Raw genomic sequence first — 21,220 nt, forward strand, 5'->3', positions numbered from 1 at the left:
GAACAATGTTCTTGGTCCTCAGAATACCTTATTGATGGGATGTAACAAGAATAACGTCCCAACTAATGAATAAATCACTGATTATGTATATAGCCATAACTTAGATGTACAAGATCCTTCTTAAGCCTCTCGGGTTCGTGAATGTAGAGAACGCTCTCTAAAAGTGAATAATTGTGAGAAAGGATGAATGCATGAATATTCAGGACCTCCCAATTCAAATAATAGAACAAATCGGAAAAGTCCAGAAAATTGCTTTTCCCAGGCAAGGCCATACTTCTATCGTTGCTATTTTGGATACGCCCGATAAAAAGTACGTGATCAAAAAGACAGAAAACGACCTCTATAATGAATGGTTGTCAGAAGAATACAAGATGCTTCAATATCTTTATCATACGGGACTACCAGTTCCGCAAGCATATTCATATCATGTCGAGAATAAATCGAGATGGCTTTTAATGGATTATATTGATGGAATAAGTTTGAGAGAATTTCTATCCAAAGAGCCCAATCTCAAAGATAAAGAAAAAGCTATTTTTAACTTTGGACTTTGTTTAAAGAAAATACATGAATGCTCTTCTCATATTGAATTATTAAAAAAATGATAATCCTTGGTTAGATACGATGCTAAATAAAGCAGAATATAATCTGACTCACTTTGCAGTAGACGGATCAGAAGAACTACTTAAGCGATTGAAAAAAGTAAGACCTAAACCAATAGATAACACTTTAATTCATGGCGATTATACAATAGATAACGTATTAGTTAATGAATGCAATATAGTCGGAGTTATTGATTGGTCAGGAGCTACGTACGGCGATCCAAGATATGATGTAGCATTGGCAATTAGACCAAAATATAATGCTTTCGATAATGATAGAGATAAAGAAATATTTTTTAACGCATATAGCAACTTAAGAATAACTGATGAAGAGTATAACTACTTTGAAGACGGGTTATATAGCTTCTTTTAGTATCCCTTCGCAACTTCTATATTAGATAATCCATGTTCAGGCATCGAGCCATTTGGCCTTTAAGTCGGTGAAGGTTCGTGATTTTAGTGGATTTTTAGGAGGTCAAGCATGATAGATCATAAAGGAATCTTACCGATAATCAGAAGGTTTGAAGAGATAAGGATATGATTGCATAGAACAGGAAAGTGGTGACTACCCTTTTGCAAGTAAATACAGAATACATATCCCTTCATTAAGAATAGATATAATTGGAGGATTTGCTATTTATGCTGAAGGAGAAGTAGTTCGTTTACCTACATCTCATATTCAAAATAGAACATGGGATGGAATAAAGGTATCCTGTCTTGAAATCTGGTATGTTGCCTATTATTTAATGGGAAGAAAAGAAAAATCGAATTTGATTTTAGCTCACTTACAAACACACAAAGAAATTGTAGATCAACATTTAATAAGAGATTTATTGATGAAGACTGGTTTGAATTATGAGATCAGAGAAGAACTTAGTAAATTAATTCAATGATGCCCCTACAACTAAACCATTAATATTCAAGGTACTGCTCCAACAGTGCTGTCTACAAAGATCGATTACGAAGAGATATTAGGTAAATGAATGAGCAGCGAACAAAAAATATATTGAGGAGGTTATCAGTATGAACAGGAATATTGTTTATGGAACAAACAGCTCCTATTGGGATACAAAAGGAAATGACTTTTTAAGAGCAATCGTACTTCCTTTTTATGGAGCATTTGTAACAGAGGAAAAATGCCAACTTTTTGGCGATATCTCAGGAAAAAAGATGTTAGAGATAGGCTGTGGGGATGGTCAATCTTTGCAATATCAGGGAGAGCGTAAAGCAGCTGAGCTATGGGGGATGGACATATCAGGAAAACAGATTGAAAAGGCAACGCAACATTTGACGGCGTGTGGTCTTTCAGCAAAATTGATCTGTTCTCCCATGGAAGAAGAGTGTAACATCCCCGTGGATTATTTTGACTTTGTTTATTCAATTTACGCCATTGGTTGGACAACCGATCTTGAAGGTACTTTTGGCCGGATCGCTTCATATTTAAAAAAAGATGGCATATTTATTTTCAGTTGGTCGCATCCCATTCACAAATGTGTTGTTGAAGAAAATAATAGATTGGCTTTTAACAAGAGTTATTTTGATGAATCTTGGTATTCGGTATCTCCTGATTTTTGTCAAGGTGAGCTGACTTTGTCTGATCGTAAACTATCAACCTATATCAATGCATTGGCAAAAGCAGGGTTTGTAATTGAACAAATGATTGAAGAAACAGAGAATGAAATCATACAATTGCATGATGAAAATAATGATTTCGTAAAAAGAGCGAAGATGTTTCCTGTAACCTTTGTTATCAAAGCAAGAAAACTTTGAAATTACTGAATAGGACCAAAAAATATTATCTTTGGGGGTAACTCATGGTAACGGTAAAATTACATACAGAGAAACCTATTCTACAATCTGAACTAATGGGTCTTTATCAAGATGCTGGTTGGTGGCCTAACCGAGATGAAAATGGAATATTACAGCTACTTGTTAGTGGTGTTGCAGTAGGAGCTTGGAAAGATGATATATTAATTGGTTTCTGTAGGTCTATTTCAGACGGAATATATCGGGCTTATGTAGAAGATGTTGTTGTATTAAGTAATTACAGAAATAGAGGAATAGGAGAACTAATGGTCAAAAGACTTTTAGATGAATTAAAAGATATTGACGTTATTAGTTTGTTTTGTACAGACGATTTGGCTGGTTTTTACGAATTGTCAGGATTTAAACGGACAAAGCAAATTGTAATGCATTATAAGAATTAAAGGAGAATGAGACAATGTTTAAATACGAAATGGATGATTCTTCTTATTTATCGCTACTGGAGGTTAAAGATGCAGAAACATTATATAAATTGATTAACAGAAATAGGGATCATATAGGTGAGTGGTTGAGGTTTCCTAGTCTCACTTTAGAAGCAAATGATTCAAAAAGCTTTATAGAAAGAACACGCATAAGATTTGCCAAGGAAGAAGGATACTGGTTAGGAATTTGGAGTGAGGGTAACCTTGTGGGTTCTATTGGTTACTTATATCTAGATCAAGAGAACAAAAAAACTGAAATTGGGTATTGGCTAGGTAAAGAATATGAGGGTAAGGGATTAATTACTAAATCTATTAAAGTACTAATAAATCATGCTTTTGACGAACTGAAATTAAATAAAATTGAGATAGGTGCAGCTACAGATAATATAAAGAGCCGTGCAATTCCTGAGAAATTAGGGTTTAAACGTGAAGGTGAACTAAGAGATTACGAATATATCAATGGAAGGTCTCTAGATAGAATAATCTATGGATTGAAAGCTAATGAATGGAGAACATTATAGTGCTTTTAAGGAAAACAGGTGACATCATCTAAGATTAAATTCCTACTAGGATCGCGCGTGGTTGGATTGGGCTAAGCTACCTGAAACAAACTTTTTATATCAAGATGGATATTATGGTTTTAAACCAAAGCGTGGTGATATTGTCATTTTTGAAAAGAATGTTGTTTGAAGGAGTGAATTACAATGCACAATTCTTGGACCATTTGTATTTCAGGAGAATATGACTTGAATTTTCTTATGTTTGTGGCTAGTGCACATGGAATATTAACAGATGAATTCGAAGAAGGAGACTGGCCCAATCATCAATTTTTAAATGTTGAACGAAGTCATGATAACTTTAAAAAGCAATGGAAAGAGCTATGGAATCATAGCATCTCTAATAAGGGAGAGCGCAAAAGCGGCAATCATCAAAATTTAATTATAGATCCTCCTGAATTTTCAATGATTAAAGAAGAAGACTTAAAGGCTGTTCTGATTAATATGTGGCCGTCATTCATTAAATGGTGGAATATGCCTGCTGGCGGTCAAATTGCAATGCATTACTGGGAAGCTAGCCCAGAACTTTTGGCTTTTGTAAATGAATTCGAAAGCCAAGTCGGAAGAAAAATTAAGCCATTTAGGTTAGATATCGATTTAGTATATACAGGTTTAAAAGAACCAATTGAAGTAAATGAGCAATTTATAATTATGCCGATTAAATCTGAATATTTAATGAAGAAGGATTGGTGGATAAAGAGATTTAAGGAGTATTATTGAGAAATTTCAAGGAGGATACAACATGTTAAGATCCGTTTATATTATTTCCGGTCCCGCCGGTATTGGAAAATCAACGACTTCAAGGAAACTTGTTGAACATTTGGATCGCAGTTCATATATATCTGGTGATGATATTAGTCATCTACCTGTAAACGGGAGAGGAAAGCCGTGGATCTGTCAAGAAACTCACAAGTTGACTTGGACAAATATATTGAGTTTAGTGAAGAACCTAATTGAATTTAATTACGATGTTGTTTTAGATTATGTGACGTTTCCATCGGAGGCTAACTGGTTAGCTTGTGAACTGGAAAGAATGAATGTAAATGTAAGGGTTGTTTATGTAGTATTTATGGTTGATCATGAAACAATTATTAGAAGAGATCAGTTAAGAGATCCATCGATACAAATGGGAGAACGAAGTGTAATACTATTAAATGAATTTATTGAGGCGTTAAAAGACGAAAGGCATATATTAAATACCCAAGATTATTCTGTTGACCAACTAGAAGAAGTGATTGAAGAGATATTAAATAATAATAGATTTTTGATAAGCTGATCCAAATGGTAAATGCCATGTATTACATAATTTTCAAGATAGTTAATATGACTGGTTTGTTGCGAGGGAAATTAAACGATAACGATAATGATAAATTTTCACTCCATGGGAACGTATGTTCTGATATAATTGAACTGAGAATAGTAAATCTCTTCCTCTAAATTCGACTACAAATATAAACAGTGAGGTGAGTGAGATGGAACATAGGAATGGGCCGGAGGTAAGAATTGAACCATGGGACAAAGGAGATCTGGATTTGCTTCGCCAATTAAATTCGCCTGAGATGACAGTACACTTCGGAGGACCAGAGACTGAGGAGAAAATTCTAGCTCGTCATAAACGCTATTATGAAATCTCCCAAAATGGAACAGGGAAAATGTTCAAAATCCTCTTGCTTCCGCATCTTGAAGTCGTGGGTAGTGTAGGGTATTGGGATCAGACGTGGAAAGAAGAATCGATTTACGAGATAGGATGGAGTGTTTTATCCGAATATCAAGGTAAAGGGATAGCGACAGAAGCAACGGCGAAGGCCATAGCTTCTATCCGTTCTGAAACGAAGAAACATAAATTCATTCACGCTTTTCCTAAAACCAAGAATCCCGCTTCGAATGCCATTTGTCGCAAGCTGGGCTTTTCGTATATGGGTGAGTGTGATTTTGAATACCCTATTGGGACTACCATACGATGTAATGACTGGAGATTGGCAGTCGAGGGAAATTAAGATCAAGAGCATGGAGGGAAATTTAAATCAGCTGTATGGCTTGCTCCATATTTCAAGGCAGATGAGAGACCATCTGCTTTTTTTTGCTTGATTTACTTCATATATGTAATAATATGGTTAGTGCTGAGTGAAACTACTTAAACCATGAAGGAGAACTAAAATGTCTCAGTTTCCCAAGTTAGAAACAAAAAGACTTATATTAAGAGAGTTAACACATCATGATTCCACAGATATATATCAATTTTTTTCATTGGATGAAGTTACGAAGTTTTATGATGTGGAGAGCTTTACCAACATTAAACAAGCAGAAGAATTAATTCAAAGATGGAATGAAAGATTTGAAACAGGACAAGCCATTCGTTGGGGAATCACTTTGAAGTCGGAAAACAAAGTAATCGGAACATGTGGCTTTCATGGCTGGATGAAAAATCATTATAAAGCTGTCATTGGATATGAACTAACACCAGAATATTGGCATCAAGGTATTATGACTGAGGTGATTGAAAAGGTAATGGAATATGGATTTAATACGCTTGGCTTAAACCGAATTGAAGCATTTGTAGAACCAGAGAATGTGGGATCAAGAAAGGTTCTTGAGAAAATCGGCTTCAGGGAAGAAGGAATATTGAAGGAAAATTATTATTGGAAGAATCGATTTGTTGATAATGCCATTTATGCATTTCTAAAGAAAGACTATAAAGTTCAATAATAACTAACGAAAGAAGGATAACCAGATGATTACAATTCGATTTGTTTCAAATGAGGATATCCCACACGTGCAATCCATAGCTCATGAAACATGGAATTATACTTATAAAGGCATATATTCTGAAGCTTACATTCAAAATTTTCTAAGTAGAGCATATTCAAATGAGAATCTAAGTCGATCTGTCGAGAGAGATCTTCAAAGTGCCAAACGGAGTTTTTTAATAGCAGAATTTAATGGCAAAGTGGTTGGATATGCTCAAACAAGACAAGTGAAAGAAGAAGAATATGAATTACTAAGAATCTATATACGACCTGAATATCACAAAATGGGAATAGGAAATGAGTTCATTCTGAGATTCACTCAAGTTTTAAAACCTATAAATAAACTGTTTGCCTGGGTAGGGAAAGAGAATCATATAGGAAGGGCATTTTATGAGAAAAGTGGATTTAAAGAAATAGAAGAGATGATCGAAACCATAGAAGGGCACAGCAAAACGCAAGTTAAATATGAATTGGAAACTTCTCAATGATACAAGTTTGTGTATCAAGAAAGTTCTACAATCTAAAAAGCTCATTAGACAGCGAATAAAATCTTTGGAAGGTGGGTTTATAGATGTTTTTTCTTCAAATGTCGGGATTTCCTGGTTCGGGTAAGTCAACGCTTTCAAGACGGATAGCTAAAATAACGGGTGCCATAATTATTGATCATGATATCTCAAAGTCTTCCATTTTAAAATCCATTGGGAATAGTAATTTAGAATTAAAAGTTTTAGGTATGACTTCATATAATATGGATTGGGCGTTGATAGAGTTTTATCTCTCCCAAAGCTATGACGTAATATTCGATAGTCCATGCTTTTATTCTGAGATGATTGAAAGAGGTTCATCATTGAGTCAGAAGTATAATGCTAAATATAAGTATGTTGAATGTTACCTGAATGACTATCATGAAATAAGTAAAAGATTACAACATCGAGAACGGATGATCAGTCAGATTTCGGGCACATCTGAAGAAGAGTTTAAAAATAATATTAATGAAAGTAAGAGACCTAATGATATTCAATGTTTGCTTATTGATTCGTCACTACCTATAGAGACGTATTTAAACAACGTTTTAAATTATATTGATGAAGAATAAGTGATGTCTCGTGAAATCGAAGATCCCATGTGAAAAAATGCTAACGCTTTAAAACATTCAATACAAGCGAGTTATAAGATTTTTCCCTGACATGATGAGTTAGGAGCAACTCCGGAGGACTAGATATAGCTATGAATCAATATAAGCATATCGTTTCGGTGGACGATGGTCAGGAAGGCAAAAGAAGAATCAGGGATTGATGAGATTATTCGATTTTGTGGAATATTTCAGAATGTGAAGGGTTCAATCGTGAATACATTATTTTTAGCAAGATCGATTGGGGAGAACCCAAAGTAACTAGTGAAATCCTAGAAACAGGGTGTTTTCCAATAGAAGAAGCATTAAATAAGGTGACTTGGAAGAACTTCAAACAACGGATTGTTTAAGACCTGATTTGCAACCATTTTATATTGAATTCTAAGTAACCCGTGCGGTGAATTCATCTAACTTCTCGGATTCCTTAATACAGAGAATTCTTCAATATATAATTAAATAAAGAATAATGGAGAGCTAATGGACAATTACTATGAACAACTAATTGCGGGGATTCCTTGTATATGGATTAAGCCTGACTGTCAATCTAAAGGGATACTCATTTTATATCATGGATGGGTTTCAAACATTAAGGATTACATTTTCTTTGGTTCATTGATTTCTGATTGGGGATACACGGTTATCATACCTGAAATTCCATATCACGGTACCAGAGGGGCGCTTAACTATTTTGATCCTAAAGAAATACAAAAACATTTTTGGAATGTCGTTATTCAGACAGTAGAAGAGGCTGGAGATCTTCTTTCTGAATTAACCTTACATGACAAGATAGTAGGAGTTGTCGGTAATTCTACTGGTGGTTTTGTAGCTGCAGGTGTTTATGCAAATAACATAAGTATCAAATCTGCAATAATAATGAACGGTTCATGCGCTTGGGAAAGGTTTGAAGAACTCATTTGTGAAAGAGATAGAAGGACACCCTGGACTTCTATGGATAGGGATATAATCTTAAAGCTAGATCCGGCTAAATTAACAAGAAATATGAAGAATAAAGCGATGCTTATTTTACATGGAACAGAAGATACAACTATTCCAATTGATAGTCAGAAGTATTTTATGAAGGCTATTGAACAGAACAATAAACTAAAAAATTCAGTACAATTTGTTGAGTACTCCAAAGTAAATCATCAAATTACTTTAGGCATGTTAGAAGAATCTAAGAGATGGTTAGATGGGCGAACACATAATTAAAATCCTGAAGATAGTAGTAGCTGCTTATAACAAAATAGTCCCTTATCAGGACATTTGCCCCTATCCTGGAGTGGCAGGAGTTCGAGGAGAATTAGGAGAACTAATTGGCAGGGGTGCAATCGATCTGTTCATTGAACTCACTTAAGTTTCTCGGGTCCGTGAGGACAACAACGTTATAGGAAATCAGCGAAAGGATGCCATGAGTTAAAGAGAATACTATTTCGGTTGTTTGGTAGATTAGATAGAAACCATAGATTGGAGCGTGCTCATGGAAATTGAATTAGAAGTAATTCAGAGTATGTTAGTTAAATTTAAATCTGAAGGTAAATGGACCCTCCAAGCAATCTCACAATTATCAGAAGAAGATATCACGTGGTCACCAAATCAAGAAAGTAATAGTATTGCAAATCTGGTTGCACACATAAGAGGTTGTGTTCACTCAAGAATAGAAACGATATTTTATGATATTGCTGATTCAAGAGACAGGGATAAGGAGTTTGAAATTGGACTTAAAATGTCGATAGAAGAAGCCTATAACGTGACTAAGGAATCATTCGATATTATCATTCAATATCTTGAACTCCTCAGTTCCAACCCCAAGTTATTGTTATCTCAACCTTTCATTAATCGTCCTCCTCTAACATTCAGTCAAGTAAATAATGAAACAACGGTTTTGAATCTAATGATAGCCATGGTAAGAGAAATTCACTATCACACTGGTCAAATCATATATGCAGCCAAAATAAGGAAAGGGCAGCTAGTTTGGCAATACGATTAATATCAACACAATGAAATGATGCAATATATAGAACAATGAGAGCTTAGAAGAAGGTGCCTACCTTTAACACGATATTTAGGATTCGACTTCTCTCTAATTCTGGCAGATGTTAAGAAGCTGAGAGCGGAATTATGGGAAGTCCTAACTGTCTTAGTCTTGTACGTTTCTTACTGCTCACCAAGCGGTGAGACTCATGAATACTTCATGTTATGCAAAACCGTCTAACCCAAAAAAAAGGAGATGGTATCTATCTATTCTCATAGATCTCTAATGAATGAAGATTTGAAAAATATAAGTTCTTTTCCTCAATCAAAGGAAGAATTATTTTATATTAGCCCTCGGTTTATATATCCTTTAACACCAGGTCAGATATTAAAGCTTCTTGAGAATCGATACGAACCAACAGTTATTGTTGATGAGGAGTCAAGTCAAGTTATAGCTTATGCTAATTTATATGACTATAAAGATGATGTATGTTGGTTAGGCAATGTTATTGTATCGAAGGATTTTAGAGGAAAAGGTGCTTCTAATTATTTGTTGAAAACGATGATAATGAAGGCAAAATCGATTTATAAAGTTAAACACTTATTATTATCTTGTCATAGCACGAATTCAAGAGGACTAGCATTTTATCACAAGCAAGGATTCAAACCCATTGATATGCTAATAACGGATTTAGATGAACAAAAAATAATAACTATACAAATGAAGTTAGAAATTTAGAATGCTATTTAAAAAGAACGAAACCGCATATTATACGTACTGCTGGGAACTAACATACAAGCAAAACATTAAATTAGTTTTAAGAACGGAGGCTGCTCTAAATGGAAATCTCATTATCCAAAGCAGGACTTACAGAAGCTTCAATTATTCACGAAATGCAAATAAAGGCATTCATGCCTCTATTAAATAAATATAAAGACTATGAAACAAGTCCAGCAAATCAAACGGTGGAACAAATAGCAGATCGAATAAATCAAAGCTTTACAGATTATTACCTAATAAAAGAAGCAAATATTCCTGTGGGGGCCATAAGAATAGTAACAAAAGATAATAAAATCTATCGAGTAAGCCCCATATTTATTTTACCTGGCTACCAAGGGAGAGGGATCGCACAAAAAGTATTTTCAATAATTGAAGATCAATATAGCGATGCGCAATTATGGGAGTTGGCTACAATCTTAGAAGAGCAGAGAAATTGTTACCTTTATGAAAAATTAGGATATAGACAGACGGGAGATGCAAAACAGATTAACGACAAAATGACAATTGTGTTTTATGAAAAACGCATGATATAGGTATTTAAGAAAAAATCAAAGACTCCAATCTAGATCCCTCTTAGGGTTCATAGATACAGAAACGTTATTGAAAATAACCAAAATCATAATAAAGGGGGTATGACCAGTGGAGAGTAAAGAGACGTTTAATTGTATTGCTAGTGAATATGAAAAATATAGACCCACCTATCCAGATGAAATGTTTGACGATATTTTTAATTATTCAAATGCAGTAAAAGAGGATAAAATCCTTGAAATCGGTTGCGGAACTGGACAAGCAACAAGTGGATTAGTTGATAGAGAATATAAAAATATTACATGTATTGAATTGGGGGATAAATTAGCCCAGCTCACTGCAGAAAAATTCAAATCCGATACATCTCTTAAAGTGATCAATACATCGTTCGAAGAGTGGGACGGTGAAGGTAGTCCTTTTAAATTAGCAGTTTCGGGTACTGCATTTCATTTTATTGATCCTCAGTTTGGTTATCGCAGGGTGTGGGAGTTACTTGAGGATTCAGGTGCAATTGGTTTCTTCTGGACCATTCATGTGCCAATGTACGATGAGATCCATAATGAAATACGATCTCACTATAAAGAGTTTGCACCACATTTGGACGATTCAAAATTACAAACACCTGAAGAAACCATAAATGAAAGAAAAGCGATCACTGAGGGAACAGGTAATTTTACAAGAATAGAAGTTAAAGAATATAGCCAAATCCTTTCATATACAAGCAGCGATTATATTTCTTTGCTTAATACCAATTCAAAGCATAGACAACTGTCCGAACCGGACAGAAACAATTTGTTAAATAGAATCAAAAATTCTATTGATAGATCAGGTGGATATATTTATAAAGACCATAGAGTTGCTTTGTTTTTAGGAAAGAAGTTGAAGTAACTGAATTGTTCATTTCGAAATATGACAACGATATGAACACTATAAAAAAATTTAAACCTTATAAAGGACTGGTTTGGATGTTCTATGTTAATTCAAGAGCGATCATTGAAAGATCTGATAACGGAGCAACGGAGATTGTCATACAAAAAAGAACAAAGACAGATTCTTCTTTTCAGTTTGAACTTCCTGGAGGTAGAATTGAACCGTTTGAATCGTTGGTCCAAGCTCTGGTAAGAGAGGTTAAAGAAGAAACTGGTTTAAATGTTTACGAAATAGAAGGCACTGAAACAAGAATTGATACAACTGGAATTAATCCTGAATTTGAAGTGGAGTGTCTTCAACCATTCGCTGCTTATCAAACCATTAAGGGACCAATTGATTCTGTTGGATATTATTTTAGATGTAAGGCAAGTGGAGATTTGTTAGAAGCGGGTGACGAAACAATAGATATTCAATGGATTGATATTAAGAAACTAAATAATTTATTCATGGAGAATCCATTAGCTTTTTCGGATGTTGATCGTGCTGGAATTAAGTATTACCTGAATCATCAAGGATTTTGAGAGGAGCTGGATTGATGGATTTTATATATGGAGAATACCTCATCAGTGATAACAAAGAAATGCTGGACATCCATGCGGTAAAGGCTTTCTTATCTAGAAGCTACTGGGCCAATAAGAGATCCGATGATAAAATTGAAAGGTCTATCCATTCGTCTATATGTTTTGGGATTTATAAAGAAGAAGTTCAAGTTGGTTTTGCAAGGGTTGTCACAGATGATGCGACAATGTATTGGCTTTGTGATGTTTTTATTCATGAGGAATATAGGGGCCAAGGGCTTGGTAAGAAACTAATTGAAGTGATAACACAATCGGATCGCTTTAAAGATTTAATGGGGTTACTTGGAACATTGGATGCACATGAATTATATGAACAATATCAATTTAATAGAAATAGTGAACGCTTCATGATAAGACTTCCTGATTATTTGAGGGCGTGATGACTATGAAGAAAGCTATTTATTTTCTTTTTTTGATCATCGGGATAATTTTTATAGTCCTTGGAGTAATACCAGCTATTTTTGACTATCCCTACAGTGATGAACCAAACTCCGGGCCGGCAAGCTTATGGGAACTGATTCTAATCATGAGTAACGAACAATGGATATTGTTTCTGATTGTTGGTCTGATATTAAGTCTGTTTAACGTGTTACCACTACGAAAGAAATAAAGGGGGATTTTATCAATGTACAAACTGAAAACAAAAGAAACAGACAACAGTGTCATTGAATTTATTGAAAGTGTTGATAGTCCCAAAAAACGTGAAGACGCGTATCAACTATTGGATATTTTCACTGAAACAACAGGGTGCACAGCAAAGATGTGGGGACCGAGTATTATTGGATTCGGCGCTTATCATTATAAATATGAATCTGGTCACGAAGGTGATGCACCTCTGGTGGGCTTTTCTCCCCGAAAAGCAAAAATCAGTTTGTATTTTGCGACAGGTGACACTGAGCGAGAGAATCTGTTAAAAGACTTTGGAAAACATACGACAGGAAAAGCATGTGTATACATCAATAAAGTTGCAGATATCAATCTAGATGTATTACAAGCTTTAATTAACCAATCCATCAGGTTTTTAAAAGAAACCTATCCGAGTCATTAATGCCTGTTTACTTGATATTATTGGAGGTCACGTGTTGAAAGAAGAGAACATTCATATACGATGGGCGAACACAAGGGATGCAGAAGAGCTTCTAAAGCTCAATGATGCTTTTAATGGAGTAGGTACATCCATAGAAGAAGTAATAGATAGCCTTGCTATATCTAATGAGTTGATTGCTCTAGCTGTGATTGACGATCAGGCAGTTGGATTCGCTTGTGCTCAATATTTTAAGTCTTTTTGTTATCGTGGTCTCCAGGGAGAAATCACAGAAATGTATATTGCTGAAGTTGCCCGGAGAAGAGGATTAGCTACGTTGTTAATTGCTTTTATAGAGGAGGAACTCAAAGCACGAGGTGTTACCAGTGTAAAGATCCTGACAGGCCATAGAAATGAAATGGCTATAAAGACATACGAAAAATCAAACTATGCCAGAAAGGAAGAAGTATTGTTACAAAAGAAACTATGAGCCACAAAGATATTGGATGATTAATGGGAAGTTATATGTGGATTAGATATGGGGCTATGAAATCTAAATCTTGAGAAGGAGGATTTTGAATGAAATTTATCGTTTCTGCAAGTGTGATTGTCCTTAATGAGAACAATGAAATCTTACTGATGAAGGGACGGAGAGGCTGGGAAATGCCTCAAGGCTGTGTGGAAGAAGGCGAAACTATCTCACAAGCAGCCATTCGAGAGGTGAAGGAAGAGACTGGCATTGATATTGAACTTATTAAGTTTTGTGGCCTGTATCAGAATACTACGCGGGGAGTATGTAACAATATATTCACTGGAAAACCAATTGGAGGAACGCTAACTACAAGTATTGAAAGTGATGAGGTTGGTTTCTTTTCATTAGAACAAGCCAATGAAATGATAACCTGGGGGAATTTTAAGGAGAGAATTCACAAAGCATTGGATGAGAGCACTCATCCCATTTTAGTTGAGTTCTCTGAATAACATATGGGTGAAGGTATCTTGAAAAACAACATCGTTGTTGTGGTTAAGGGAGTCATTGAAAATAAAGGTAGGGTACTGATATTAAAACGTTCAGCTGCAGATGAGGTTGCCGCTGGAAGCTGGGAAACCGTTGGTGGAAAGATCGATTTTGGAGAAGACCTAGAAGAAGCTTTGGCTCGTGAAGTGAAAGAAGAAGCTGGAATTGAAGTGAGTGTTGAGAAGTTACAGTAAGTCATTAATCTAGTCCAATGAAATATAATTAGGCAAACGAAAGGGGGATTTGATGTACCCAATCACTATAGAACCAATCGATAAAACGAATTGGGAAGAAGCGATCGCAATATCGTTACTTGAGACGCAAGTAGATCTTGTACCGACTGTCATTGAGTCTTTAGCATATGCCAACGTGAAGCCTTGGGATGCAGCTTTTGATCCATATCTTTTGCGTGAAGGCGATAAAGCTTTCGGTTTTTTCTATTTATCCTACACACCAGCAAGTACCGATAATTATTGGATTGGAGGATTTCAAATAGATAAGGACTATCAAGGAAAGGGCTTAGGAAAAAAAGTAATGCATGTGCAAGAACGTTATATGAGAAGATAGGGTTTATTGATCAGGAATTGGAAAATCAGCATGGAGAATTGGTATATAAAATGAAATTGGAATAAGCAGAAATCAGTCATTTTGAAGGTACAATGATCCATTTTAATAAAAAAGGAGGGATAGAATGGTGTACAACGATCTCAATAAAACGATGACCACAGAGAGGTTAATGTTAAGATTATTTACGAAAGCAGATGCTGAAACCGTTACCAGACTATGTAATGACTACAACATTTTTAAAAGCACACTTACATTACCTTACCCATATACATTAGATTGTGCATTGACTTGGATAGAGCACCATAACGAAAATTTTGATGTGGATAAATGTTATGAATTTGCTATTTGTGATAGGAAAACAGGTGATTTGTATGGTGCGATCGCCTTATCTAATCAACAACGTTACGATAACGGTGAGTTATCTTATTGGGTTGGTCAGTCGTATTGGGGAAAGGGGTATGCAACAGAAGCAGCTAAAGCCATGTTAGACTTCGCTTTTGATGTGAAAAAGTATCATAAGGTATACGCTCGGCACTTTGCTTCTAACCCGGCATCCGGACAAGTTATACAGAAGATTGGCATGAACAAAGAAGGGGTACTGAGGGATCATGTCAAGAAAGAAGACCGATATGAGGATCTGATTTACTACGGAGTAGTGAGAAATAAAGTGGAAAAATAAAGTTCAAACCCAACGCGGAGGATTACATATTGAACATTAAATCGAGGTGGAAAAGTTTAACTTTTTTTGATTGAGTTTTAGAAACTGTTTGACTGCTTCTGTTTTTTTAATAAAACCATATGCAAATTCTATTGTTATTTTTATTGGAGGTAAAGATATGAATATACTAATTCCATCCTTAGATTTAATTAAAGAAATTGAACTCTCGGAAATCGATTATATGACAGATCGGATGCTTGCTATACAAGGACGGGACAACAATCCGGAAGGAATTGAGATTCAGCAATTTGGAAATGCCATCTGTTTCTACAGTAAGACCATGCCTTGGCCTGCTTTTAATACGGTGAAGGGCTTAACAAATAATGATCTGGAACACATGGATGCTATCATCGATTTTTATAGACAGCGAGATCGAAAGGTTCAGTTCGAAGTCATTCCATCTGTGGTGGATCAGAACTTTTTGAAACGATTAACAGACTCAGGCATGTATACATCGGGATTTCATTCATCCCTGATCATCAAACCGGAAGAAAAAAACAATCACTCAGATTATATCCGAATTCAAGAACTTGAAGAGGATCAACTCGAGCTGTACGCTACCATCCATTGCAGGGGGACCGGTTTGTCGGATGATGGTATCCCTTATGTCGCACAGAATAATAAGGTTCTTTATCATCGTTCAGGTTGGAAGTTTTACATCGCATATGTCAATGACATCCCAGCAGCGGTAAGTGTTCTGTTTATTAAAAATCAAAAGGCATCCTTAACCTTTGCAGCAACATTACCTGAGTTTAGAAATCAGGGTGTACATCAGCAGCTTTTGAATAGAAGAATAACGGAAGCCTTGAATAAGGAATGTAACCTGGTGGTAGGGCAATGTTCATTTTTATCTCAAAGCCATCGAAATATGGAACATGTTGGCATGAAGTTGGGATATATCCGAACAGCGTGGTCTGAAAGATAAGAACCAGATTGGAATAGGAGGCAGCACATGAACAATACAAATAAAATACTGGGTGCAGTTCTGATGGTTAGCAGTATTTTTATTTCAACCTTAGATCGAATTTCGGTGAGAATATCCACAGCCATAGTGGAAGCGGGTTATGCTTCAGGCGGGAAAGCACGCGAGATAATCCCAGCGAGTGATAATGGTTTTACGGGTATACTTGTATATTTCTTATTTTTCGTCGGATTTGTATTATTGGTTGCTGGATTCCCAGGGAGTTCCAAAAAGGATAAAACCAATAGATACAACCAAAGCCGCCCATAGGAGGAGTACATTTTGCCGGAACATGAGGAAGCCCTAAACGGAGGCAATGTGAATAAGGTTGTAAAGGTAGGGAGCACGGTTCGGCGTGACGCTATACCGAATCCATATGTATATGAATTGCTTATGTACCTTGAAAAGGTGGGTTATGCGCATTCCCCTAGATATTTGGGAATAGATGAGCAGGGTAGAGAGATCCTTTCTTACCTGGATGGTGTGGTTTCGGGAAATAACTATCCTGAGATTGCAAGTTATATGTGGTCTGATGAGACGTTAGACAAAGTAGCGAAGCTTTTAAGAAGCTATCATGATGCGACAGAGGATTTTGTTACAACAATGGTTTCTTTGAATAAATGCCCAAAGATATCTTCAAAGGAAGAAGTAATCTGTCATAACGATTTTGCATTGTATAACGTTGTATTTAAAGATCGGCTTCCTGCCGGAATCATCGATTTTGATATGGCCGGGCCTGGCCCGCGTCAATGGGATATCGTATATACGTTGTATACAGCCGTCCCGCTTGCAGGCTTTTCCCCGGGTAAAGATGAAAGAGAAGTCGTTCCCTATAATAAACAGGATCATGCATCTGAGCGGAAAAGACGTATAGCATTATTTTTAAATTCTTATGGTATGGATGTGCCGACAGATCTGAAGGAGTGGGTCATTTCTCGAATTCATTTCATGTGTTCTACACTATCTGATCGGGCGGCGTCTGGAGAAATAGCTTTTATCAAAATGATTGAAGAGGGTCATTTAGCTCATTATGAGAAGGAAGTAAGGTTCCTTGAGAAGCATTTCGATGACTGGAGTTAATTGAAATAAAAAACGAAACGAGTGATATTATTTTGATCAGATTAATACCTACTACAAGAGAGAACTGGAAAGATGCATTAAACTTACAAGTTCAAGCCAATCAAAATCATTATGTTCCATCAGTAGCTGTGTCCCTAGCGAAAGTACACATTCGTCCAGATGGGGATGAGTACAAGTATCTGCCATTTTGCATATATAATACGGAGAATAACTTAGTGGGTTTTGTCATGATCACAGTTGATGAAACAACAGCTTGGTCCTATTGGTTAAATGGTTTTATGATCGATGCAAGTTATCAAGGTAGGGGATATGGAAAAACAACGATAGATTCGGTAATTGGATATATAAGAGAGAACTATGTCCATAGCAAGTGTTTGAATTTAACAGTATGTGCAGAGAATGATGTTGCTAGAAAACTTTATGAGAAAATGGGGTTTGCTGAGACCGGAGACGTATATGATGACGAAATTGTATATCGATTCGTTTTTTAATTTAACGAGAGAGGTGCAGTGATGATATATCGGAGGAAGACATATGTTGTAGCATCTTCATTCGTAGAAGAGTTTAATGCTTTATTTAATGATATTTTATTACCTTCACTACTCAAGTACGGAGCGAGACTGATTGGAAGATGGCATCATCATATGGATGATGAAACCAGTGAGATCTTTGCGATGTGGGAATATGATACGTTTGAACAGTATGAAGAGATAGAACACAAGATCAAATCTGACAACGAACATATAATTCGAGTACAAGAACGTTTTGATCAAATTGGAAGAAATAGATACAAGGAAGTATTTCGAAAAGATATTATGCAAGATTTCTTCGAATCAACAGTTGCGAGAGAGAAGACAATTTTAAATACATTGTGTAACTAATACGTAAAAAATAGCCCCCCATCTGAGCTGGCCAGTGTGGGGCCGTATGAGAAACGTCTCAACTTTAGGATAGGTTTAAGACCAGCAACAACATGCAGCATCAAATCTTCAAGTGTGGCATCGTGTTGTTATGTCCTTTTAACCAATGGAGGTCCTCCTATTTTTGACCTCCTACTTCTGCTTAACCAGTACAACACCGATGATAATGACCCCAAGACCAATCCACGTTTTCCAAGAAGGAATTTCCTTCATAAACCAGTATCCCATCCATACCGAGATGAGCACCTCCATGCATTTGGCAATGACCAGAACATAGCCCAGTTGGCTGACTGCTTTCATACCAAACTTGATCCCGTATCCGACACTCAGATTAGCAGCGAGAAATAAAGGCAGCATCCAAAGATGGAATTTAAACGTAGACCAGAACTGTGTGTCGATATGCTTGCTTTGATATGAAAAAATAATGTTGATACAGGCTAAGCCAGCAAACATGAGCACAAAGCTGATAAGGTACAGCATAACATCACTCCCAGCATAAGTAGTATTATTAATGTTTCCTCGCAGCAACAGTTTTATCCCTGTGCATAAAATGCTGTTGGTGAATTTGTTTTTGATCAACGAAAGGAGTTGGCCTGGTATGACCAAGTTCCTTGCAAAAAACACTTTGAAAAGAGGAGTTGAAGGCATGAATATTAAAAACAAGAGTGGAGATGTAATTGGGAAAATTCAGTTTCAGACTAGTGAAGAGGGGGGCATGGTACATCAAATTATTATGGATCTGAAGCCAGGTGATGGAAAAGGCATTTATATCTCTAACGCCGAGGACAACAAATTTTCTCAACAAACGAGTTATGCAGCCAGAGATTGGGAGGGAGATTTTGGCGCCTTGAGAGAAAAGCTGCACCCTTGGCAACCCCGTTTTCCAACGTGCTCGGTTGTGCAAGATATTAAAGTATTTCACGGCTTCGATAACCTGTCCGACCAAGAAATAAATGAAATGATTGAAGAAAGCGAAAGGACCGGAAGCAATGTCGTGATAAGAGATTTAAAACCTAATCATGTTATTACAGGCATCAACATCACATATCAATCGGATCGGGGAGTGTTTAAGCTTCACGTTTTTGGCACTACCAAGAGCCGAATTCATGTACCGGATACGGAATCATTCAAAATCGAGAAACTGGATTTGCGCGGTCATGAGGCGTATTATATTTCGAATGCTGAGAACAGACAATTGATCTGGATCGAAGAAGATGCGGGTGGTAAGGCATTGCAATATGAGATCGTAGGAAGCGATATGTCGCAAGAATGGGTACTGAATATCGCTGAATCCATGATCGAATGACAAACAAACCTGAAACGATCAAGCAGCAAGCGGATTCTGTCCTTAGTTGGATGTTAATTTCTTTAAACGATATGTGAAAAAAATGATGTGTTTATGCTTGTAATCTGGAAAACATTTCTATGATGAATTTTACATAAAAGCAATGTAGAATTCATTAAATTCCACACGTCCTTTTATATACTTAGTTTGTTTGACTCAGCGAACTAAAAGGACTAGGTGGTCGTTAACATGTTGAAAAAACGAGACTTGCACGAATGCCACTCACTGTATGATTTGATGGTGGACTCCGCTGTTTATCCATACGTTCGTCATAAGTGCCAATCTTATGATGAATATGTATTTGCGACCAAACAGATGATTGATGAAGAAGAACAACACACATGTATTTCCAGAACAATCCTTAATGAGCTGGGACATCCCATCGGAACCATCGATTTATATCACATGGAACATAAGACAGGTTTTCTTGCGACATGGATTGGGGCTCCTTATTTTGGAAAAGGGTATAATCAAAGAGCAAAAGAAGCCTTTTTTGCCGAGTTGTTTCTTCAACATGAAATTGAAACGGTATTTCTTAAAATTCGGAAACAAAACATTCGATCCAAGAAAGCGGTTGGAAAATTGCCGTATATCAAACTAGCAAATGAGATATACCGCGAAGTTTATACGTCAATAAACAATACGGAACTAATTTATGATTTGTATTACGTGAATCGTTCTGACTTCATAACAATTGAAGAGATGCATCATGTGGTTGCTACGTAACAACTAAAACGGTTTTTGATATCTATTCAAATGAAATCCCGCCAGGTCTGTCCTGTCGGGATTATTATTATTTTCTTTGATATTCCATAATTATGTTGATAGGAAACAATAAGTAGGGGTGCAGGAATATGGAAATTAAGGTCGAAAGAAGAGATATAAGCAAGAGTTCAACAACGCTATAAGCAAGTCGCAAAGTAATTTAATTCTGGGGTGATGTAATGGAGATCAAAAAAATAGAGAATCTATCCAATGAAGATTGGCTTCAACTTGGAAGTTTTGGTTATAAATCCACTCAAAAATATGAGCTTACCAAAAAGGAGACACAAGGTTCTTTTAGTATGCATTTAACGTTAATAAATTTGGATGACATCTACGAAAAAGAAGAATTGAACAGTACAGATGATTTGGAACGATATGAAGAAATTATGAAGATGGGATTTTCTTATGGAATATATATAGATGGGAAAATCATAGCGCTCGCCATTTCCGAACCACAAACTTGGAATAATACACTGATGATATGGCATCTTCAGGTGAATGAAAAATACATAAGAAAAGGATATGGGAGACTGTTGATCAATAAAGTGAATGAGATTGCCCACGAACAAGGCTTCAGAGCGATCACGTTAGAAACCCAGAATACGAACGTTCCAGCCATTCATTTTTACATGCAATGTGGTTATCAAATAGAAGGAATTGATGTATCACTATATTCAAATAATCATAGCCAAAACGAAGAAATAGCTCTGTATATGAGAAAGAAGATCCAATAAGAGTAACTAGGTATCACCT

Annotated in this window: 33 protein-coding genes; 32 read left to right on the forward strand and 1 reads right to left on the reverse strand. The window is 36.1% G+C overall.

Annotation, left to right across the window (positions count from 1 at the left end; genetic code table 11):
• Nucleotides 1-191 precede the first annotated feature (191 nt).
• From MHB49_RS13140 to MHB49_RS13280, 29 genes are all read left to right on the forward strand, one after another.
• Entirely contained in the window at nucleotides 192-602 is a 411-nt protein-coding gene (locus MHB49_RS13140; protein ID WP_405156386.1) for a phosphotransferase, read from the forward strand.
• Nucleotides 603-621: 19 nt separating this feature from the next.
• Nucleotides 622-972: a phosphotransferase family protein gene (locus tag MHB49_RS13145; protein WP_405156387.1), complete on the forward strand. Its 351-nt coding sequence runs from the start codon at nucleotides 622-624 to the stop codon at nucleotides 970-972.
• 650 nt (nucleotides 973-1,622) lie between these two features.
• Nucleotides 1,623-2,369, forward strand: coding sequence for a class I SAM-dependent methyltransferase (locus tag MHB49_RS13150; protein ID WP_405156388.1), 747 nt, complete (start codon nucleotides 1,623-1,625; stop codon nucleotides 2,367-2,369).
• A gap of 44 nt (nucleotides 2,370-2,413) precedes the next feature.
• Nucleotides 2,414-2,806, forward strand: a complete 393-nt coding sequence (locus tag MHB49_RS13155; protein ID WP_405156389.1) for a GNAT family N-acetyltransferase — start codon at nucleotides 2,414-2,416, stop codon at nucleotides 2,804-2,806.
• A 14-nt stretch (nucleotides 2,807-2,820) separates the two neighbouring features.
• On the forward strand, nucleotides 2,821-3,366 hold the full coding sequence (locus tag MHB49_RS13160; protein WP_405156390.1) for a GNAT family N-acetyltransferase: 546 nt from the start codon (nucleotides 2,821-2,823) through the stop codon (nucleotides 3,364-3,366).
• 183 nt (nucleotides 3,367-3,549) lie between these two features.
• Complete coding sequence (locus tag MHB49_RS13165) at nucleotides 3,550-4,122, forward strand: hypothetical protein (protein WP_405156391.1); 573 nt, start codon at nucleotides 3,550-3,552, stop codon at nucleotides 4,120-4,122.
• A gap of 22 nt (nucleotides 4,123-4,144) precedes the next feature.
• Nucleotides 4,145-4,678, forward strand: coding sequence for an AAA family ATPase (locus tag MHB49_RS13170; protein ID WP_405156392.1), 534 nt, complete (start codon nucleotides 4,145-4,147; stop codon nucleotides 4,676-4,678).
• Between the two features lie 196 nt (nucleotides 4,679-4,874).
• Nucleotides 4,875-5,399, forward strand: coding sequence for a GNAT family N-acetyltransferase (locus MHB49_RS13175; RefSeq protein WP_405156393.1), 525 nt, complete (start codon nucleotides 4,875-4,877; stop codon nucleotides 5,397-5,399).
• 160 nt (nucleotides 5,400-5,559) lie between these two features.
• Nucleotides 5,560-6,108, forward strand: coding sequence for a GNAT family N-acetyltransferase (locus tag MHB49_RS13180; protein WP_405156394.1), 549 nt, complete (start codon nucleotides 5,560-5,562; stop codon nucleotides 6,106-6,108).
• 25 nt (nucleotides 6,109-6,133) lie between these two features.
• Nucleotides 6,134-6,637 (forward strand): GNAT family N-acetyltransferase, encoded by a 504-nt coding sequence (locus MHB49_RS13185; protein WP_405156395.1) that lies wholly within the window; start codon nucleotides 6,134-6,136, stop codon nucleotides 6,635-6,637.
• 83 nt (nucleotides 6,638-6,720) lie between these two features.
• The gene (locus MHB49_RS13190) at nucleotides 6,721-7,245 is read left to right on the forward strand and encodes an AAA family ATPase (RefSeq protein WP_405156396.1); all 525 of its coding nucleotides are present in this window, start codon (nucleotides 6,721-6,723) and stop codon (nucleotides 7,243-7,245) included.
• Nucleotides 7,246-7,758: 513 nt separating this feature from the next.
• Nucleotides 7,759-8,490, forward strand: coding sequence for an alpha/beta hydrolase family protein (locus tag MHB49_RS13195; RefSeq protein ID WP_405156397.1), 732 nt, complete (start codon nucleotides 7,759-7,761; stop codon nucleotides 8,488-8,490).
• 268 nt (nucleotides 8,491-8,758) lie between these two features.
• A complete protein-coding gene (locus MHB49_RS13200; protein WP_405156398.1) occupies nucleotides 8,759-9,268 on the forward strand; it encodes a DUF1572 family protein in 510 nt (169 codons plus the stop codon).
• A 270-nt stretch (nucleotides 9,269-9,538) separates the two neighbouring features.
• Complete coding sequence (locus MHB49_RS13205; protein WP_405156399.1) at nucleotides 9,539-9,991, forward strand: GNAT family N-acetyltransferase; 453 nt, start codon at nucleotides 9,539-9,541, stop codon at nucleotides 9,989-9,991.
• 101 nt (nucleotides 9,992-10,092) lie between these two features.
• Nucleotides 10,093-10,566, forward strand: coding sequence for a GNAT family N-acetyltransferase (locus MHB49_RS13210; RefSeq protein WP_405156400.1), 474 nt, complete (start codon nucleotides 10,093-10,095; stop codon nucleotides 10,564-10,566).
• Between the two features lie 106 nt (nucleotides 10,567-10,672).
• The gene (locus tag MHB49_RS13215; RefSeq protein ID WP_405156401.1) at nucleotides 10,673-11,449 is read left to right on the forward strand and encodes a class I SAM-dependent methyltransferase; all 777 of its coding nucleotides are present in this window, start codon (nucleotides 10,673-10,675) and stop codon (nucleotides 11,447-11,449) included.
• A 32-nt stretch (nucleotides 11,450-11,481) separates the two neighbouring features.
• Entirely contained in the window at nucleotides 11,482-12,012 is a 531-nt protein-coding gene (locus MHB49_RS13220) for an NUDIX hydrolase (protein ID WP_405156402.1), read from the forward strand.
• A 14-nt stretch (nucleotides 12,013-12,026) separates the two neighbouring features.
• Nucleotides 12,027-12,449 carry a GNAT family N-acetyltransferase gene (locus tag MHB49_RS13225; protein ID WP_405156403.1) on the forward strand — a complete coding sequence of 141 codons (423 nt, stop codon included), beginning with the start codon at nucleotides 12,027-12,029 and terminating at the stop codon, nucleotides 12,447-12,449.
• 245 nt (nucleotides 12,450-12,694) lie between these two features.
• A complete protein-coding gene (locus MHB49_RS13230; protein ID WP_247902296.1) occupies nucleotides 12,695-13,117 on the forward strand; it encodes a DUF1801 domain-containing protein in 423 nt (140 codons plus the stop codon).
• 34 nt (nucleotides 13,118-13,151) lie between these two features.
• Complete coding sequence (locus MHB49_RS13235; protein ID WP_405156404.1) at nucleotides 13,152-13,583, forward strand: GNAT family N-acetyltransferase; 432 nt, start codon at nucleotides 13,152-13,154, stop codon at nucleotides 13,581-13,583.
• 89 nt (nucleotides 13,584-13,672) lie between these two features.
• Nucleotides 13,673-14,074, forward strand: coding sequence for an NUDIX hydrolase (locus MHB49_RS13240; protein WP_282189463.1), 402 nt, complete (start codon nucleotides 13,673-13,675; stop codon nucleotides 14,072-14,074).
• 18 nt (nucleotides 14,075-14,092) lie between these two features.
• On the forward strand, nucleotides 14,093-14,305 hold the full coding sequence (locus tag MHB49_RS13245) for an NUDIX domain-containing protein (protein WP_405156405.1): 213 nt from the start codon (nucleotides 14,093-14,095) through the stop codon (nucleotides 14,303-14,305).
• 52 nt (nucleotides 14,306-14,357) lie between these two features.
• Complete coding sequence (locus MHB49_RS13250) at nucleotides 14,358-14,678, forward strand: GNAT family N-acetyltransferase (RefSeq protein WP_405156406.1); 321 nt, start codon at nucleotides 14,358-14,360, stop codon at nucleotides 14,676-14,678.
• Between the two features lie 124 nt (nucleotides 14,679-14,802).
• Complete coding sequence (locus MHB49_RS13255; RefSeq protein ID WP_405156407.1) at nucleotides 14,803-15,357, forward strand: GNAT family N-acetyltransferase; 555 nt, start codon at nucleotides 14,803-14,805, stop codon at nucleotides 15,355-15,357.
• 70 nt (nucleotides 15,358-15,427) lie between these two features.
• Nucleotides 15,428-16,321, forward strand: coding sequence for a GNAT family N-acetyltransferase (locus MHB49_RS13260; protein ID WP_405156408.1), 894 nt, complete (start codon nucleotides 15,428-15,430; stop codon nucleotides 16,319-16,321).
• A gap of 27 nt (nucleotides 16,322-16,348) precedes the next feature.
• Entirely contained in the window at nucleotides 16,349-16,627 is a 279-nt protein-coding gene (locus MHB49_RS13265) for a hypothetical protein (protein WP_405156409.1), read from the forward strand.
• Nucleotides 16,628-16,639: 12 nt separating this feature from the next.
• Complete coding sequence (locus MHB49_RS13270) at nucleotides 16,640-17,437, forward strand: phosphotransferase (protein WP_405156410.1); 798 nt, start codon at nucleotides 16,640-16,642, stop codon at nucleotides 17,435-17,437.
• Between the two features lie 29 nt (nucleotides 17,438-17,466).
• Nucleotides 17,467-17,928: a GNAT family N-acetyltransferase gene (locus MHB49_RS13275; protein ID WP_405157123.1), complete on the forward strand. Its 462-nt coding sequence runs from the start codon at nucleotides 17,467-17,469 to the stop codon at nucleotides 17,926-17,928.
• A gap of 21 nt (nucleotides 17,929-17,949) precedes the next feature.
• The gene (locus tag MHB49_RS13280; RefSeq protein WP_405156411.1) at nucleotides 17,950-18,318 is read left to right on the forward strand and encodes an NIPSNAP family protein; all 369 of its coding nucleotides are present in this window, start codon (nucleotides 17,950-17,952) and stop codon (nucleotides 18,316-18,318) included.
• A gap of 171 nt (nucleotides 18,319-18,489) precedes the next feature.
• Here the strand turns inward: MHB49_RS13280 and MHB49_RS13285 are convergent, their stop codons facing one another.
• Entirely contained in the window at nucleotides 18,490-18,837 is a 348-nt protein-coding gene (locus MHB49_RS13285) for a hypothetical protein (protein ID WP_405156412.1), read from the reverse strand.
• Between the two features lie 166 nt (nucleotides 18,838-19,003).
• On the opposite strand from MHB49_RS13285, the gene MHB49_RS13290 reads away from it, so the two are divergent.
• The 3 genes from MHB49_RS13290 to MHB49_RS13300 all read left to right on the forward strand — a co-directional run bounded on the left by MHB49_RS13290 (nucleotide 19,004) and on the right by MHB49_RS13300 (nucleotide 21,201).
• Complete coding sequence (locus MHB49_RS13290; protein ID WP_405156413.1) at nucleotides 19,004-19,663, forward strand: DUF4367 domain-containing protein; 660 nt, start codon at nucleotides 19,004-19,006, stop codon at nucleotides 19,661-19,663.
• 228 nt (nucleotides 19,664-19,891) lie between these two features.
• Nucleotides 19,892-20,428, forward strand: a complete 537-nt coding sequence (locus MHB49_RS13295) for a GNAT family N-acetyltransferase (protein ID WP_405156414.1) — start codon at nucleotides 19,892-19,894, stop codon at nucleotides 20,426-20,428.
• Between the two features lie 218 nt (nucleotides 20,429-20,646).
• Nucleotides 20,647-21,201, forward strand: coding sequence for a GNAT family N-acetyltransferase (locus MHB49_RS13300; protein ID WP_405156415.1), 555 nt, complete (start codon nucleotides 20,647-20,649; stop codon nucleotides 21,199-21,201).
• The last annotated feature ends 19 nt before the right edge of the window (nucleotides 21,202-21,220 follow it).

The organism is Paenibacillus sp. FSL K6-0108, assembly GCF_045040695.1.
Classification (GTDB): Bacteria; Bacillota; Bacilli; order Paenibacillales; family Paenibacillaceae; genus Paenibacillus; species Paenibacillus pabuli_B.